At 65.9% G+C, this 15,274-nt stretch carries 16 protein-coding genes; 4 read left to right on the top strand and 12 right to left on the bottom strand.

Going from position 1 to position 15,274, the window contains the following annotated elements; translation table 11 throughout:
- Window positions 1–5: 5 nt before the first annotated feature.
- Window positions 6–1,007 (bottom strand): N-acetyltransferase DgcN, encoded by a 1,002-nt coding sequence (gene dgcN, locus AKL02_RS16905; RefSeq protein ID WP_083078583.1) that lies wholly within the window; start codon window positions 1,005–1,007, stop codon window positions 6–8.
- A gap of 289 nt (window positions 1,008–1,296) precedes the next feature.
- Here dgcN and AKL02_RS16910 point away from each other — a divergent pair, with 289 nt between their 5' ends.
- Window positions 1,297–2,253, top strand: a complete 957-nt coding sequence (locus tag AKL02_RS16910) for an L-malyl-CoA/beta-methylmalyl-CoA lyase (protein ID WP_083078388.1) — start codon at window positions 1,297–1,299, stop codon at window positions 2,251–2,253.
- A gap of 190 nt (window positions 2,254–2,443) precedes the next feature.
- On the opposite strand, the gene AKL02_RS16915 is transcribed toward AKL02_RS16910, so the two are convergent.
- Window positions 2,444–2,911 (bottom strand): AraC family transcriptional regulator, encoded by a 468-nt coding sequence (locus tag AKL02_RS16915; protein WP_165756995.1) that lies wholly within the window; start codon window positions 2,909–2,911, stop codon window positions 2,444–2,446.
- Between the two features lie 183 nt (window positions 2,912–3,094).
- Between AKL02_RS16915 and AKL02_RS16920 the strand changes: the two genes are divergently transcribed.
- The gene (locus AKL02_RS16920) at window positions 3,095–4,054 is read left to right on the top strand and encodes an acetyl-CoA carboxylase carboxyltransferase subunit alpha (RefSeq protein ID WP_078548923.1); all 960 of its coding nucleotides are present in this window, start codon (window positions 3,095–3,097) and stop codon (window positions 4,052–4,054) included.
- 30 nt (window positions 4,055–4,084) lie between these two features.
- Here AKL02_RS16920 and AKL02_RS16925 read toward each other — a convergent pair whose 3' ends face one another.
- Together AKL02_RS16925 and AKL02_RS16930 are read right to left on the bottom strand one after the other, a co-directional pair.
- Window positions 4,085–4,798 (bottom strand): MFS transporter, encoded by a 714-nt coding sequence (locus tag AKL02_RS16925; protein WP_198453206.1) that lies wholly within the window; start codon window positions 4,796–4,798, stop codon window positions 4,085–4,087.
- A complete protein-coding gene (locus AKL02_RS16930; RefSeq protein WP_198453207.1) occupies window positions 4,768–5,304 on the bottom strand; it encodes an MFS transporter in 537 nt (178 codons plus the stop codon). The genes AKL02_RS16925 and AKL02_RS16930 overlap by 31 nt, the downstream gene beginning before the upstream one ends.
- Window positions 5,305–5,386: 82 nt before the next feature.
- Here AKL02_RS16930 and AKL02_RS16935 point away from each other — a divergent pair, with 82 nt between their 5' ends.
- A complete protein-coding gene (locus tag AKL02_RS16935) occupies window positions 5,387–5,719 on the top strand; it encodes an ArsR/SmtB family transcription factor (protein ID WP_083078383.1) in 333 nt (110 codons plus the stop codon).
- Between the two features lie 99 nt (window positions 5,720–5,818).
- On the opposite strand, the gene AKL02_RS21130 is transcribed toward AKL02_RS16935, so the two are convergent.
- Genes AKL02_RS21130 through AKL02_RS16950 form a run of 4 tightly spaced genes read right to left on the bottom strand, consistent with a single transcriptional unit; the run spans window position 5,819 to window position 8,158 of the window.
- Window positions 5,819–6,268 carry a lysophospholipid acyltransferase family protein gene (locus AKL02_RS21130; protein ID WP_232621649.1) on the bottom strand — a complete coding sequence of 150 codons (450 nt, stop codon included), beginning with the start codon at window positions 6,266–6,268 and terminating at the stop codon, window positions 5,819–5,821.
- A 35-nt stretch (window positions 6,269–6,303) separates the two neighbouring features.
- Window positions 6,304–6,594 (bottom strand): hypothetical protein, encoded by a 291-nt coding sequence (locus AKL02_RS21135; RefSeq protein ID WP_232621650.1) that lies wholly within the window; start codon window positions 6,592–6,594, stop codon window positions 6,304–6,306.
- Window positions 6,594–7,490, bottom strand: a complete 897-nt coding sequence (locus AKL02_RS16945; RefSeq protein ID WP_078542196.1) for a cell division protein FtsX — start codon at window positions 7,488–7,490, stop codon at window positions 6,594–6,596. Before AKL02_RS16945 ends, AKL02_RS21135 begins: the two co-directional genes overlap by 1 nt.
- A complete protein-coding gene (locus tag AKL02_RS16950; RefSeq protein WP_078569836.1) occupies window positions 7,487–8,158 on the bottom strand; it encodes a cell division ATP-binding protein FtsE in 672 nt (223 codons plus the stop codon). Before AKL02_RS16950 ends, AKL02_RS16945 begins: the two co-directional genes overlap by 4 nt.
- A 138-nt stretch (window positions 8,159–8,296) precedes the next feature.
- On the opposite strand from AKL02_RS16950, the gene AKL02_RS16955 reads away from it, so the two are divergent.
- Window positions 8,297–9,448 (top strand): zinc-ribbon domain-containing protein, encoded by a 1,152-nt coding sequence (locus AKL02_RS16955; protein WP_198453208.1) that lies wholly within the window; start codon window positions 8,297–8,299, stop codon window positions 9,446–9,448.
- A 53-nt stretch (window positions 9,449–9,501) separates the two neighbouring features.
- On the opposite strand, the gene AKL02_RS16960 is transcribed toward AKL02_RS16955, so the two are convergent.
- The 4 genes from AKL02_RS16960 to argH all read right to left on the bottom strand — a co-directional run bounded on the left by AKL02_RS16960 (window position 9,502) and on the right by argH (window position 15,256).
- The gene (locus AKL02_RS16960) at window positions 9,502–12,270 is read right to left on the bottom strand and encodes a DUF4175 domain-containing protein (protein WP_083078378.1); all 2,769 of its coding nucleotides are present in this window, start codon (window positions 12,268–12,270) and stop codon (window positions 9,502–9,504) included.
- 39 nt (window positions 12,271–12,309) lie between these two features.
- Window positions 12,310–13,575: a diaminopimelate decarboxylase gene (gene lysA / locus AKL02_RS16965; protein ID WP_083078376.1), complete on the bottom strand. Its 1,266-nt coding sequence runs from the start codon at window positions 13,573–13,575 to the stop codon at window positions 12,310–12,312.
- A 119-nt stretch (window positions 13,576–13,694) separates the two neighbouring features.
- Entirely contained in the window at window positions 13,695–13,853 is a 159-nt protein-coding gene (locus AKL02_RS16970; protein ID WP_165756994.1) for a hypothetical protein, read from the bottom strand.
- On the bottom strand, window positions 13,850–15,256 hold the full coding sequence (gene argH, locus AKL02_RS16975; RefSeq protein ID WP_083078374.1) for an argininosuccinate lyase: 1,407 nt from the start codon (window positions 15,254–15,256) through the stop codon (window positions 13,850–13,852). Before argH ends, AKL02_RS16970 begins: the two co-directional genes overlap by 4 nt.
- Window positions 15,257–15,274: the final 18 nt, after the last annotated feature.

A 15,274-nucleotide genomic window follows, 5' to 3' on the forward strand; every position in this document is an offset into this window, starting at 1 on the left:
GACAATCAGATCGCGGCGAGCGCGTCCACCAGCTTGCCAGCCCCGAAGCGGAACGGGTCGGTCGTGGGCAGGCCCATTTCTTCCTCGACCTTCGCCAGATAGGCCTTGGCCTCGTCCTCACCCATCTTCTGAGTGTTGACCGAGATGCCGACCACCTGACAGGCGGGATTGGCGACCTTCGCCAGCGCCAGCGCCATATCGCTCAGCTCCTGCAGCGAGGGCAGCTTGTAGCCGGGCAACCCGCGCATATGGGTGCGCGTCGGCTCATGCGCGAGGATCAGCGCGTCGGGCTGACCGCCATGGATCAGCGCCATCGTCACACCCGAATAGGAGACGTGGAACAGGCTGCCCTGCCCCTCGATCAGGTCCCAGTGGTCGGGATCGTTATCGGGCGTGAGGTATTCGATCGACCCGGCCATGAAATCCGCGATCACTGCATCGAGCGGCACGCCGTCGCCGGTGATCAGGATGCCGGTCTGGCCGGTCGCGCGGAAGCTGGCCTTCATGCCGCGCTCGCGCATTTCGCGCTCCATGCAAAGCGCAGTATACATCTTGCCCGCCGAGCAATCGGTGCCCACGGCAAGGCAGCGCTTGCCGGTGCGCTTCTCGCCATTCGCGATCGGATATTTCACCGAGGGAATGCGCACGTCGTGCAGCTGACGCCCACAGGCCTTCGCGACCGCGACCAGATCGGGCTCGTCGCGCAGCAGGTTGTGCAGGCCCGAGGCCAGATCGAGCCCCTCTTCCAGCGCTTCCACCAGCACCTTCTTCCAGCCCTGCGAGATCACGCCGCCACGGTTTGCGACGCCGATCACCAGCGTCTTGCAGCCTTGTGCGATGGCTTCTTTGATATCGAGATCGGGGATGCCCATGTCGGCTTGGCATCCCTCCATCCGGTACTGGCCGACGGCATATTCGGGCCGCCAGTCTTTGATCCCCTGCGCGACTTTCGCGGACAAGGGATCGGGGGCATCGCCCAGGAACAGTAGATAAGGGGTGTCGATCAGCGACATGCGGGTCTCCCTGTGGTCTGTGTTTTGTCTTGTTTGTTGATGATATTAGGGCGCGGCGCAAAAATTTCTTGGGGATTTCCGTGCAACATTTCCGACAAAACGGAAGATCCTTCGGCAAAAGCACCAACTCGCCGCAATTTCGTGCATCACCCGGATTTTCGGATGCTTGCAATGCTGCAGCGCGGCCCTGATTCTGCGCCTGCAAAATCGCCTTGCAAGAGGCCGCGCAACAATATACCCAATCCGCAACCCAAAACGTAACTTCCTTGCGAAAGGCCGCTTCATGAGCTTCCGCGTTCAACCCACGCCCCCTGCCCGTCCGAACCGCTGCCAGCTTTTCGGCCCCGGCTCGAACACCAAGCTCTTCCCGAAGATGGCTGCCTCCGCCGCCGATGTGATCAATCTAGACCTCGAAGATTCGGTCGCCCCCAACGATAAGGCGCAGGCACGGCGCAACATCATTCAGGCCAGCCACGAGATCGACTGGGGCAGCAAATACCTCTCGGTCCGCATCAACGGCCTCGACACGCCCTATTGGTATCGCGACGTGGTCGAACTGCTCGAAGAAGGCTCCGAGCGCATCGACCAGATCATGATCCCGAAAGTCGGCTGCGCGGCGGATGTCTATGCGGTCGACGCGCTCGTCACCGCGATCGAAACCGCGAAGGGGCGCACGAAGAAAATCTCGCTCGAAGTCATCATCGAAAGCGCTGCCGGCCTCGCGCATGTCGAGGAAATCGCAGCATCTTCTCCGCGTCTGCAGGCGATGAGCCTCGGCGCCGCCGACTTCGCCGCCTCGATGGGCATGCAGACCACCGGTATCGGCGGGACGCAGGAAAACTACTACATGCTGCGCAACGGCGAGAAGCATTGGTCCGACCCGTGGCACTGGGCGCAGGCCGCGATCGTCGCCGCCTGCCGCACTCACGGCATTTTGCCGGTCGATGGCCCGTTCGGCGATTTCTCCGACGACGATGGTTTCCGCGCGCAGGCGCTGCGCTCGGCGACGCTCGGCATGGTGGGCAAATGGGCCATCCATCCCAAGCAAATTTCTCTTGCAAATGAGGTCTTTACGCCCTCTGATGAGGCTGTGACCGAGGCCCGTGAAATCCTCGCGGCGATGGAAGAGGCCAAGGCACGCGGCGAAGGTGCGACCGTCTACAAAGGCCGTCTCGTCGACATTGCGTCAATCAAACAAGCCGAAGTGATTGTAAGACAAGCCGAAATGATTAAAGATTAAGCCGCGCGCGAACGAATCGCGATATAGTTATCGAATCCCGGAGCGGTTGGGAGGGGAGGCCCGGTCGCATGAGGGAAAAGGAGCGCCCTGGCTTACGGCCGGGGCGTTTCCGTTTTTCTAGCGCCGGGGAATCCCACGCAAACGCCATCTAGCCGCGCTGTGCGACGGCTCCATGACAGCTCCGCAGGCCTTAGCCCTTCAGCGGCAAGCGGATCTCCGTAAGCAAATCTTCCGGCTTCGTGTTCATCGGATCGTTGAGATAGACCTCGTAGGCCACCAGATCGCGGTGCTCCATGCCAGACGCCGGGAACCAATCCTCGTCCAGCCAGCGATACGCCTCGGGCAGCTGCTCATAGGGCCCCTTCACCGTCACCACCGCATATTTCCCGGCCGGATAGCGAATCTCCGCAAGCGGCGGGAAGATCACGAACCCCTCGCCCACCGCGAAACAGGCATGCGAGCGCAGCTCCTCCGCCGGCACTTTGCGCGGATTGTCATGCCCGATCATCGCCGCGTGCTCGACTTCCGCCCAGGACGGCTCCGGGATCAGCGAGACAAGTTTCTGAAAGACCGGGCCGACCGACGGGTAAGGCCCTTTATGTGCCAGCCCGGCAAGCCGCACCGCTGGCATCTCTTTGATCTCGACTTCATACGCCAAATTAACCCTCATCCGGTTAAAGCGCGCGTTTCCTCGGTTACTCTATCACCTCCCATTCGCCGCGCCTATGAGGCAAGGCGCCGCCGCTCCCGCAATCGGGACGCGCCCGCCATGCGCCACCCAGTTGCAATTCCCGAGCGTTGAAGACATTAAGGGCGCGAGTTTCCGGATGCGGAGTGATCCATGACCTATCTCGAATTCGAAAAGCCGCTGGCAGAAATCGAAGGCAAAGCCGAAGAGCTGCGCGCGCTGGCCCGGCAAAACGAAGAGATGGATGTCGACAAGGAAGCGTCAGCCCTCGACAAGAAGGCCGAGGCGATGCTGCGCGACCTCTACAAAGACCTGTCGCCCTGGCGCAAATGTCAGGTCGCACGCCATCCCGACCGTCCGCATTGCAAGGACTATATCGACCAGCTCTTCACCGAATACACGCCGCTCGCGGGCGATCGCAACTTCGCCGACGATCACGCGGTGATGGGCGGCCTCGCGCGTCTCGGCGACAAGCCGGTGATGGTGATCGGCCATGAGAAGGGCAACGACACCGCAAGCCGCATCGAGCGCAACTTCGGCATGGCCCGCCCCGAGGGCTATCGCAAGGCGATCCGTCTGATGGACATGGCCGCGCGCTTCGGCCTGCCGGTCGTCGCGCTGATCGACACCCCCGGCGCCTATCCCGGCAAGGGCGCGGAAGAGCGCGGCCAGTCCGAAGCCATCGCCCGCTCGACCGAGAAATGCCTGCAGATCGGCGTGCCGCTGATCTCGGTCATCATCGGCGAAGGCGGCTCCGGCGGCGCCGTGGCCTTCGCCACCGGCGACCGCGTCGCGATGCTGGAACATTCCGTCTATTCGGTGATCTCGCCCGAAGGCTGCGCCTCGATCCTGTGGAAGGATTCCGAGAAGATGCGCGAAGCCGCCGAGGCGCTGCGCCTGACCGCGCAGGATCTCAAGAAGCTCGGCGTGATCGACCGCATCATCTCCGAACCGATGGGCGGCGCACAGCGCGATTCCACGGCGACCATCGCCTCGGTCGGCTCGGAAATCTCGCTGATGCTGGCAGAGCTGGAGGGCAAGAAGCCCGCCGATCTGATCAAGGCACGCCGCAAGAAGTTCCTCGACATGGGCACGAAGGGGCTTTCGGCCTAAACCGAAGCCCCCAAGCATCGTGAACCGGCCTCACGCCGGTTCCGCCTGCCTGCGCATCAACCCCGCCCCCAATGCAAGCGCGATGATGACCGCGCCGTAGATCTCGGTCGTCAGCCGCAGCCCCAGTTCCGGCACCGCCAGCCCTGCCAGCACCGCGGGCACCCCGAAGGCCGAGTAAGCCAGCGTGAACAGCGCCGCGAACAGCCCGCCACGCTCATCCGGTGCGGCCAGCGGCGCGAGCGAGCGCAACACCCCCGCAAAGCAGGTGCCGAAGCCGATCCCCGCGATGAAGACGCTCGCAAGATAGAGCGCGAAACTCCCCGTCGTGAGCGCCGCGAGCGACAGCACCGTGCCCAGCACCAGCCCGTCCGTCCCCAGAAGCGCAATCCGGCGCGGGGCCAGATTGCGCGTCGCATAGCACGAGGCCGCTCCGGTCCCCGATAGCAGCGCCACGATCGCGCCCTGCGCCAGCGCGGTGTGAACCTCGAAAACCTGCGCCACGATCGGCGCCCCCAGCGACAGGAACAGCGAGCCGGTTCCCCACCCCGCCAGCACCGCGGGCGCACCGCGCCGGAACGCCGCACGGATATGGGGCGGCACAGAGACCTGCGGGCGCAGCGAGGCCAGCGTCCCCTCATGGCGCGGCGCGGTCTCCGGCGGCAGCCAGACCAGCACCGCCAGCACGCCATAGACCAGCGCGAGCCCGAGGAAGGTCACCAGACGCGGCGCAGGCGCATAGGCCAACAACGCGCCCCCGCGAGCGCCCCGGCCGCCAGCCCCGCCAAGGGCGCCACCGCGTTCCAGACCGCCGCGAGACCGGGCCGCGCAGACGGCTCATGATCGGTCGAACTCGCACTCAGCGTCGAAATCAGCAGACCGCTCGCCAGCCCCTGCAACACCCGCGCCAACAGCAGCGCCATCGCCGTATCCGCCCAAAGGAATTCGAGCATCCCGAGCGCAAGCAGCACGAAGCCCACCGACAGAACCGGTCGCCGCCCGAGATGGTCGGAGAGCCGACCAAAGACCAGCAGGGTGACCAGAAGCGCCCCGGCATAGATCGCGAAGATCCCCGTCATCATCGCCGAGGAAAAGCCGATCCGCGCCTGCAGGACTGGGTAAAAAGGAGACGGCGCACTGGCCCCGGCCAGCATCAGCACGAGCCCCATGATCGCCAGCACGAAGCCTGCGCGGCTCCGCGTCGGCAGACTTGGAGAGGCGCCGTTCGGGCCGGGATCTGTCTCGTCGGTCATCGCTGTCTCCTGAGGCGTAGGTTCGAAAATTCTCGAACCCCCACATACTCGACATGGCCGATGGTTCAAGTATTACCGAACCATGAACACACAACCCGAACTCCCGCACCCTCCGCTCGAAGCGCTGTCGCTCTCGCAGGTGCTCTTCGCGCTAAGCGACCCGGCGCGACGCGAAATCGCGCGCAACCTGCGCGAGGGACCACTCGAAGCGGCGGCCTGCAGCGCCGTGGCAGCGGATGTCCCGAAGTCGACGAAATCCCATATTCTCAAGGTTTTGCGGGAATCCGGCGTGATCCGGAACGAGCCGAACCCGAACGGGCGCGGCCGCCTGCTCACCCTGCGCCGGGACGACCTCGAAGCGCGCTTCCCCGGCCTGATCGACCCAATCCTCGACGCCGATCTTCGCGACAGCTGATCACGCCAACGTGTTCGACGCATGCCACCCGCAGCGCCGCGGAACCTCTTCCTCTTGGCAGAAATATCCCCGCCGGAGGCTCCCTCCGCCGCCACCCGCTCAGGGCTTCGGCAGCGCGAACCCGGCCTCCAGCATCAGCGCATCCGAGCGCGGCTCGACCACTGCCTCGACCGCCGCCAGCGTCTGCGGCGCAGAGCCCGCCGCCTCGATCGCCGGCAGGAATTCGGTCACCGCCACGCCCGACCGGATCGGCCAGCCGCGCTTGCTCCAGAACAGGCCCGCATTGGTCGCGGCGGGCACCACCGGCAGCTTCGTGGCCTCGGCCACGACACCCACGCCCTGCTTGTAACGGCGCCTCTCGCCCGGCGGCACGCGCGTGCCCTCGGGATAGATGATCAGCTGCCCCAGCCCATGCGTCGCGCGCGCCTCTTCGACCGCGCCCAGCATCACCTTCATCGCCTCCGACCCCTTCGAGCGGTCGATCGGAATGCAGCCCGCCTTATGCGCAAACCACCCCATCACTGGCACGTTCAGCAGCGCCTTCTTCATCACGAAGGCCCGGCGCGGCAGGTGATTGGCGAGGATCAGAATGTCGAAAAGCTCTGATGCTTGGCCGCGACGATGCAGTCGCCCTCGGGCGGCGTGCCGCGCAGCTCATAGCGCAGCCCCAGATAGACCCGCGCCATATCCAGCAGATGCTGCGTCCAGATACCGGCGGTGCGATGCACGCCGGCCCGCCCCTTGGGCAGCACCTGAAACACAAGCCCCCACGCCCCGATCAGCACCGTCGCGAGCGCGATGTGAACGTAGTAAATCCCGGTCATCACATGGGTCAGCGGCGTGACTTTTCCGGGGCGGCGCGAAGGGTCGGACATCAGCGAAGTCTCCTGAGCATACGCAGCGCGGCGAAACGGGTGGCGGCAAAGGCCACGATCGCGGCGATCGGCGGAATGATCAATGGCCAGAGCCATGCGGCCCCGGAAAAGCCCAAGCCGGTGAGGAAGCCGCCCGCCGCCTCGGTCGAAGGCAGCAGCGCCACCGCCAGCATCCCCAGCACCGTGCCCGCCACCGCGCCGATCAGCCCGCGCGTGGTGAAGCGGCGCACGAAAGCCCGCGCGATGAAGGCGTCTTTCGCGCCCACCAGCCGCAGCGTCGCGATTACCTGACCGTTGGCGGCCAGCGCGGCCTGTGCGGCCAGCGTGATCATCCCCGCCATCGCACCGAAGATCAGCAGCAGCGACAGCAGGCCGAGCGTGCGGATCCGCTCCGCCGCCGCCACCAGCGGACGCCGCCAGCGGGTATGGTCGTCGAAGATCGCGCCAGGCGCTTCGGCCTGCAGCCGCAGCCGCAGCCCTTCGGCATCGACGCCCGCGCCGGTCTCGGTCACCGCGATCAGCTTCGGCAGCGGCAGCGCATCCACCGGCAGATCGGGACCGAACCACGGCTTCAGCAGCCCCTTCATCTCGTCATCGCCCATCACCCGCGAAGAGGCGACACCCGGCGTCGTCTTCAACACTTCCTGCACGGCGGCGACCTGCGCATCCATCTGCTCGGGCGGGGCAGAGATGCGGATCGTGGCCGAGCGCGCGAGGCTGTCGGCCCAGCGATCCGCAAGCCGCCCCGTCGCCAGCGACAGCGCCAGCGCAAAGACCGCAAGGAAGGCCATCGCGGCCGCGGTGAACAGCGTCAGCCGCGCGGTGAACCCGGTCGGCGGCACGACCCGATCCGGCCCGGTCGTCTCGGAGGCGAATGTCAGCAAGGTCAGCTTCACAGATCGGCCCCCGCCGTATGCAGATGGCGCTTCGCGATGCGCAGAACCCGTGCCGAGACCTGCGGCTTCGCCTGCCGGATCAGGTTCAGATCGTGGGTCGCGATCACCACCGTCTTGCCCATCTTGTTCAGCTCGACCAGCAGCGACAGCAGCCGCAGCGACATCTCCCAATCGAGGTTGCCCGTCGGCTCGTCAGCCAGGATCACGTCCGGCGACATGATCACCGCGCGGGCCAGCGCCACGCGTTGCCGTTCCCCGCCCGACAGCTGCGGCGGCAGCGCATTCGCCTGCCGCTTCAGCCCGACCCAGGCCAGCAATTCGCGCAGCTGGGTCATGTCCGGCGTGCGGCGATTGACCGTCATCGGCAGCGCCACGTTCTCCTCCACCGAGAGGTGATCGAGGAACTGGCAGTCCTGATGCACGACGCCGATGCGCTGGCGCAGCCCGGCGATTTCGTCGCGGTCCATCCCGCGCACATCCTTGCCGAACAGCGACAAATGCCCCGCCGTCGGCAGCAATTCCGCGTAGCATAATTTGAGAAAAGTGGTCTTCCCGGCCCCCGACGGTCCGGTCAGAAAATGGAATGACCCAGGGGCAAGCGTCAGGGACATATCGCTAAGGAGCTCCGCCCCGCTATAGCTCATCGCCACATTTTGCAGCTCGATCACTGCCAGCCCCTCTACTTGGTGCGCGCTTCGCGAATTAAGTGGTCCAAATCATTTGGACATTCCGCCCGCGCTTGCTACAACATAAGAAAGTGGTTGGCCAGAACGGCAAAACGCCAACACGGGCAGGGATGGGACAATATGCGGTTGGTTTGCCCCAATTGCGGTGCGCAATACGAAGTGGATGACGCTGTCATCCCAGATGGCGGACGGGATGTGCAATGCTCCAATTGCGGGCACGGCTGGTTCCAGCCGAGCAAGGATATGCTCTCCGCCGAACCTGACACCACCACCGCAGCGCCCCCGCCCGAAGGTTGGGATCTCGACGCCGAGGTGGAGGCAGAGGCTGCACCCGAGGAAAATGAGGCTGAGGTGACGGCGGAGACGCCCACCGAATCCGAGGCCCTTTCCGAACCCGAGCAATCCTCCGAGCCCGAACAAGTTTCCGAGCCTGAGCCGCTGCCCGAACCCGAGCAACAACCAGAGCCCGAGGCGGCAACGCCCCTGCCCGAGCCTGAGCCAGTCGTGACGACGCAAAGCACGGACGACACGGATGCCGCCATTGCGGCGATGGTCTCGACGCCGGAGCCCGAGGATCAGGACGACGACGAGGAAGAGCCGGGCCTCGGCCCCGCCCCGCGCGTCGGCGCCACCCCGCGCAAACCGCTCGATGACGGGCTGCTGTCGATCCTGCGCGAAGAAGCCGAGCGCGAAGCCGCGCAGCGCCGCGCCGAAGGCTCGAGCGAGCTTGAGACGCAAGACGAATTGAACCTCGAAGAGCGCGAGACTAGCGAAGACGCGGAACGCGCCGCCGAGGCCGCCGCCGCTGATCTGGCGCGCCGCCGCAAAACCGCGCAGGACTTTTCCGATCTCAACGAGCCCGACGCTGAACGCGAAGAGGATCGCGTGGCCGACCTGCTCGGCGAGGACGACGAAGACATGCGCGCGATCCGCGGACGCGAACGGCTGCCCGACATCGACGAGATCAATTCGACCCTCACCGCGACCTCGGATCGCGAGGGCGACAGCGTGGCCGAATTCTCGCCGGAAATGGCGCGCCGCCGCCGCTCGGGCTTCAGCCGCGGCTTCATCTTCGTGATGGCGATCACCGCGATCCTGGCGCTGCTCTATGCCTTCGCGCCGGACATTGCCGCGAAGGTCCCGGCGCTCAAATCGCCGCTGACGCGATATGTCGTGGCGGTGGACGAGGGCCGCATCTGGCTCGACGACCAGTTGCAGATCCTGACGCATCGCCTCTCGCCCGAGGCGACCTCGGACGGCTTCACCGAATAAGTTTTCCTAATAATCTGCCGCCGCGCATAAGTTGAACTTATGGGCGCGCGGCGTCAGCCCGCGTTCGAGAACTGGTCGAGCAGCCGCTTGAGGTAGTCCAGCTCTTCCTCGGGGCGCAGACGATCGGCCGAGCGGCGGCGGATTTCATCGAGCAGGTCCTGCGCCCGGCGATAGACATCCTCGCCATTGAGCATCTGACGATCCGTGCCAAGCTGGTTGCCCTCACCCCGCGCGCGGCCGAGCGGATCACGCGGCATTTCTCGCCCGCCCTGTTGTCCGGGTTGGCCCGCCTGCTGATTTCCCTGCTGGCCGGGCTGCTGACCGTCGCGGCGCGCCTGTTCGTTGCGCATCGCCTCGCCCAACGCGCGCATCCCTTCGCGCAGCGCCTCGATCGCGTCGGCCTGACGGTCGATCGCCGCCGAATTGTCGCCCTCGCGCAGCGCCTCCTCGGCCTGATCCATTGCGCGCCCAGCATCGTCGAAGCGCTTCTCGGCCTGCTGGCCCGCCTCGTTGCCGAAGCCCGGCAGCAGCCCGCGCTGGCGGTCGAGTTCGCGGCGCAGCGCGCGCTGGCGATCCGCGAGGCTTTGGCCATCGACACCGCCCTGCCCGCCGTTCAGGCCGGGCTGATCGCCCTGCCCCTGACCGTCGCGCTGCGCCTGCCCGTCCTGGCCTTGGCCCTGACCGGGCTGGTCGCCGGGCTGCTGGCCCTGACCTTGTTGGCCTTGCTCGCCCTGCTGGCCTTGTTGACCCTGCTGACCTTGCTGCTGGCCCTGTTGTCCTTGCTGGCCCTGCTGACCGTTCTCGGCCTGCTGCTGGCGCTCCTCCGGGGTCATGAACTGGTCCTGCAGATCGCGGAACGCATCGTCGGACAGCTCCTGCTGCTTGCGCAGCGTATCCTGCATGTCGCGCATCGCCTGACCGCCGGGCATGTCGCCCTGACCGCCCTGCCCTTGCTGGACCTTGAGGTTCTCCATCATCCGCGCGAGCTGGTCGAGCAGTTCCTGCGCCTCGGCCATCCGGCCTTCCTCCATCAGCTTCTGGATCTGGTCCATCATCTGCTGGATCTGGTCGCCGGTGATCTGTTGACCCTGCTGCGGCTGCTGACCGAATTGCGGCCCCTGTTCCTGCTGCTGCGAGCGCTCGGCAAGCATGCGGATGTAATTGTCGGTCGCCTCTTTCAGCTCCTGCATGAGCTTGGCGATCTCGTCCTTGGACGCCCCGTTGCGGATCGCCTCGGAGAGCTTTTCCTGCGCCTTCTGCATCGCAGCCAGCGCATCGGCGAGCCCGCCATCCTCGACCAGCTCCGCCATCTTCCACAGCGCCTCTGCGATCTCATCGCGGGCTTCGGGGGACAGGTCGGGATCGTCGAGCCGCCCGACCACGAGGCGGATCATCAGATACACCTCCTCGCGCTTGATGAAGCCCTCGTGCCGGTTCGAGATCGCGCGCAGCAGCTGATCGGCATAGCCGCGGTTGTCGCGCGACCACAGCAGATCGCGGCGCACTTCGATCAGGGCGGAGGCGAGCGGGTCGAAGAAGCGCTTGCCGGGCAGGATGATCTCCTGCGTACCGGAAGTGCCGGTCTGGCCGCGCCCGTCCTCAACATCGAGCGTCAGTTTCACCGGCAGGTTCGCCCAAGGATGCTTCGCGGCATCCTCGACGAGGCTCTCGGTGAAATCGGCCCGCGAGCCGGAAATCGGCAGCGGCAGATCATAGATCAGATCGTCGCGCGGTTCGGGCGGGATCTGCAGACCGTAACGGCGATCGACCTTCGCCAGATCGAGCGAGATCACCGCGTGGCCCTTGGTCACCGCGTAATCGTCCTGCGCGGTGAAGGGCAGACTCAGCTTACCATCGGCGCGGCGATCCGGCGTTCCGGCCAGCGCGACAGAGGGCGCCTCGTCGGGGCGCACCACCACGTTGAAGCGGCGCGCGGCGGGGCCCTTGAACTCCAGAAGCCCGTCGCGGACGGCTTCGAATTCGTGAGTCTCGATGCCGCTGGCGGTCTGCGCCGCCCCCTGTTCGGGCAGCGCAGCGGGGTTCGAGACGCTCTCGGAAAAACCGATCGCGCCGGACGCGCCATACAGCCGGATCGAGAAGCGGGTGCCTTCGGGCACGATCAGCTCGTCGCCCTCGACCTTGTTCAGATAGAGCCCCGGCTTGCCGGTATAGCGCGGCGGCGCGGCCCAGCCTTCCCAGCTTGGCCCCATCGCGGCCTCGGCAGAGCCCGCAGGCGTCGGCAGCCCCTCGGTCGGGTGCAAAAACCGCTGCGGCACGCCGAAGATCACCGCGACGACCAAGGCCGTCAGCGCGGTCAGACGCAGCGCATAGGGATCGCGGCGAGCAAGATCAGGTTTCGGGCGCGGCGCGCGGGCGGCCTGCGCGGCCTTGGCCATGCGCCGCAGATGCGCCATCCAAAGCGCGCGGGCGGCGGGATCGTCCTGCCCCAGCGCCATCTCGTCGGTCAGCGCGGAAAGCGGGCGGCCCGGCAGCGTCGCATCGAGCCGCGCAATCGCATCCGTGCGGCGCGGCCAGCGCATCCGCCATGCGCCCCATGCCAGTGCGACGAGCGACGCGATCAGCGCGACCAGCCAGAACCAACGCCCGCCCGGCCCCAAATAGGCGGGCAGCGCGAAGGCGATAGCGGTGGCGATCAACGCAAAGACGGACAGAAGCGGCCAGAACGCGCGCAGCCCCCGCTCGACGATCATCCCGGCATGAGTCAGCAAAATAGGCCGGGCGAGCGGGGCCAGAGCGGCCTGCCCGTCCTCCTTCGTCGCGGTATCGCGCGAAGCTTTGCTGAACCAGTTCCTGACCGGCATACTCTCCCTATCCGTCGGCCCCGATTCCCTTCCTACGGATCAGAGCCACTCCGGGATCGTATCGCGGGAGAGCATTTCCTCAAAGCTCGGTCTTGCCCGAATGAGAGCGAATTCGCCGCCGCGCACCAGAACCTCGGGGATCAGCGGGCGCGAATTGTATTCCGACGACATGACCGCGCCGTAAGCCCCCGCCGAACGGAAGGCGACCAGATCGCCCGGGCCGAGCGGCGTCAGATTGCGCGCCTTGGCGAAGGTGTCGCCGGTCTCGCAAACCGGGCCCACGATGTCGAAAGGCGCGGATTCGGTGCCCGGCGCGGCTTCGATCACCGGGACGATGTCGTGATAGGCGCCATACATCGAGGGCCGCACGAGGTCGTTCATCGCCGCGTCGAGAATGAGGAAATCGCGCCCCTCGCCCTCTTTCAGCCAGATCACCGAGGTGACCAGCAGCCCGGCATTACCCGAAATCAGGCGACCCGGTTCGATCTCGATCTCGCAGCCCAGATCGCCCACGGTGCGCTGGATCACCTGCCCGTATTCAATGGGCAGCGGCGGCGCGGAATTCGACCGCTCATAGGGAATGCCCAGACCGCCGCCGAGGTCGAGACGGCGGATATCGTGGCCATCTGCGCGCAGCGCCTCGGTCAGTTCGCGGACCTTGAGGAAGGCGGCCTCGAACGGCTCCAGATCGGTCAGCTGCGAGCCGATATGCACGTCGATGCCCACGACATCGATGCCGGGCAGCTGGGCGGCCTCGGCATAGACCGCGCGGGACTTGGCGATCGGAATGCCGAACTTGTTCTCGGATTTGCCGGTCGCGATTTTCTCATGGGTCTTCGCGTCCACATCCGGGTTCACCCGCAGCGCGATCGGCGCGGTGACGCCCATCGACGCAGCGATTTCCGAGATCGCGAGCAGTTCCGGCTCGGACTCGACATTGAACTGGCGGATGCCGTTCTCGAGGACGTAAGCGATCTCCTCGCGGGTCTTGCCCACGCCCGAGAACACCACCCGGTCGCCCGGCACACCAGCCGCCCGCGCCCGGCGATATTCGCCACCCGAGACCACATCCATGCCCGCGCCCATATCGCCCAGAACCTTCAGCACCGCGAGGTTCGAGTTCGACTTGATCGCGAAGCAGATCAGGTGATCCGTCCAGCCGAGCGCCTCTTCGAACAGCTTGAAATGGCGCTCCAGCGTGGCGGTCGAATAGACGTAGAACGGCGTGCCAACAGCGGCCGCGATCTCGGGGATCGGCACATCCTCTGCATGAAGGACGCCGTCGCGATAGAGGAAATGATCCATGAGAGGTCTCGATTACTGGGACTGGCTACCATCCGCCTCGGACGGCGGGACGGGCGGGCCGTCGACACCGCAGGCGGCGAGCGAGAGAAGAAGCGTCAGGGCGAGGGTCAGGGTCTTGGTCATGGGGTCACCGAAAGGGTCATGATGCCAACGCGCGCCGTGGCGGCGGGATAAACTTTGATGCCGTCACGGTTGATGCCGACATGTGTGTGCAGCTCCGGATCGGCGGCACAGGCGCCAAGCAGACCGATCAGCAGGAACGGTGCCGCGAATTTCATCCAAGCCGTTCCTTCCAGCGAGCGATCTGCGCGCGCACCTGATCGGGCGCGGTTCCGCCGTAAGACTGGCGCGAGGCGACCGAGTTGTGAACCCCGAGCACGTCGAAGACGCTCTCCGTGATCGCCGGATTGATCGACTGCATCTGTTCGAGGCTCAGATCGGGCAGATCGCAGCCTTTTTCCTCGGCCATGGCCACCAGCGAGCCGGTGACGTGGTGGGCGTCGCGGAAGGGCAGCTCCGCCTCGCGCACCAGCCAGTCGGCCAGATCGGTCGCGGTCGAGAACCCGCCCGAGGCCGCGGCCTCCAGCTTGTCCGCGTTCACCGTCATATCGCCGATCATCCCCGCCATCGCGGCAAGCGCGAGCATCAGGTTATCGGCGGCGTCGAAGACCTGTTCCTTGTCCTCCTGCATGTCCTTGGAATAGGCGAGCGGCAGCCCCTTCATAACCGTGAACAGCGCGACCGAGGCCCCGAGGATGCGCCCGATCTTGGCGCGGATCAGCTCTGCCGCGTCCGGGTTGCGCTTCTGCGGCATGATCGAAGAGCCCGTCGACCACTTGTCCGACATCGCGACGAAGCGGAACTGCGCCGAGGACCAGATCACCAGCTCTTCGGCGAGGCGCGACATGTGGACCGCGCAGATCGACGAGGCCGACAGGAATTCCAGCGCGAAATCGCGATCCGACACCGCATCGAGCGAGTTCGCCATCGGCCGGTCGAAGCCCAGCGCCTCGGCCGTCGCATGGCGGTCGATCGGGAAGCCGGTGCCGGCAAGCGCCGCCGCCCCCAGCGGGCATTCGTTCATCCGTTTGCGCGCATCAATGAATCGGGATTTGTCGCGCGCGAACATCTCGACATATGCCATCATGTGATGGCCGAAGGTCACCGGCTGCGCGGTCTGCAGATGGGTAAAGCCGGGCATGACCCAATCCGCGCCGTCCTCGGCCCGGGTCAGCGCGGCGCGGATCAGCGTGTCGAGACCCGAGATCGCGGCGTCGCATTGCTCGCGCACCCAGAGGCGAAAATCGGTCGCGACCTGATCGTTGCGCGACCGCGCCGTGTGCAGCCGCCCCGCCGGTTCGCCGATGACCTCCTTCAGCCGCGCCTCGACATTCATGTGGATGTCCTCGAGCGCGGTCGAGAAGGGAAAACCGCCCGCTTCGATTTCTGACAAAACCGTGAGCAAACCTTCTCCGATCGCCTCGGCGTCCTTATCACTAATGATGCCTTGCGCGGCGAGCATCGCGGCGTGGGCCCGGCTGCCGCGGATATCCTGCGCGTAGAGCCGCTGATCATACCCGATCGAGGCGTTGATCGCCTCCATGATCGCGTCAGGTCCCGCGGCGAAACGCCCGCCCCACATCGCGTTGGAGGACTTGTTCTCGTCGGTCTGATCGGTCATGGTCTGAGGCCCTTGCTA

The organism is Thioclava electrotropha (assembly GCF_002085925.2).
GTDB classification, from domain to species: domain Bacteria; phylum Pseudomonadota; class Alphaproteobacteria; order Rhodobacterales; family Rhodobacteraceae; genus Thioclava; species Thioclava electrotropha.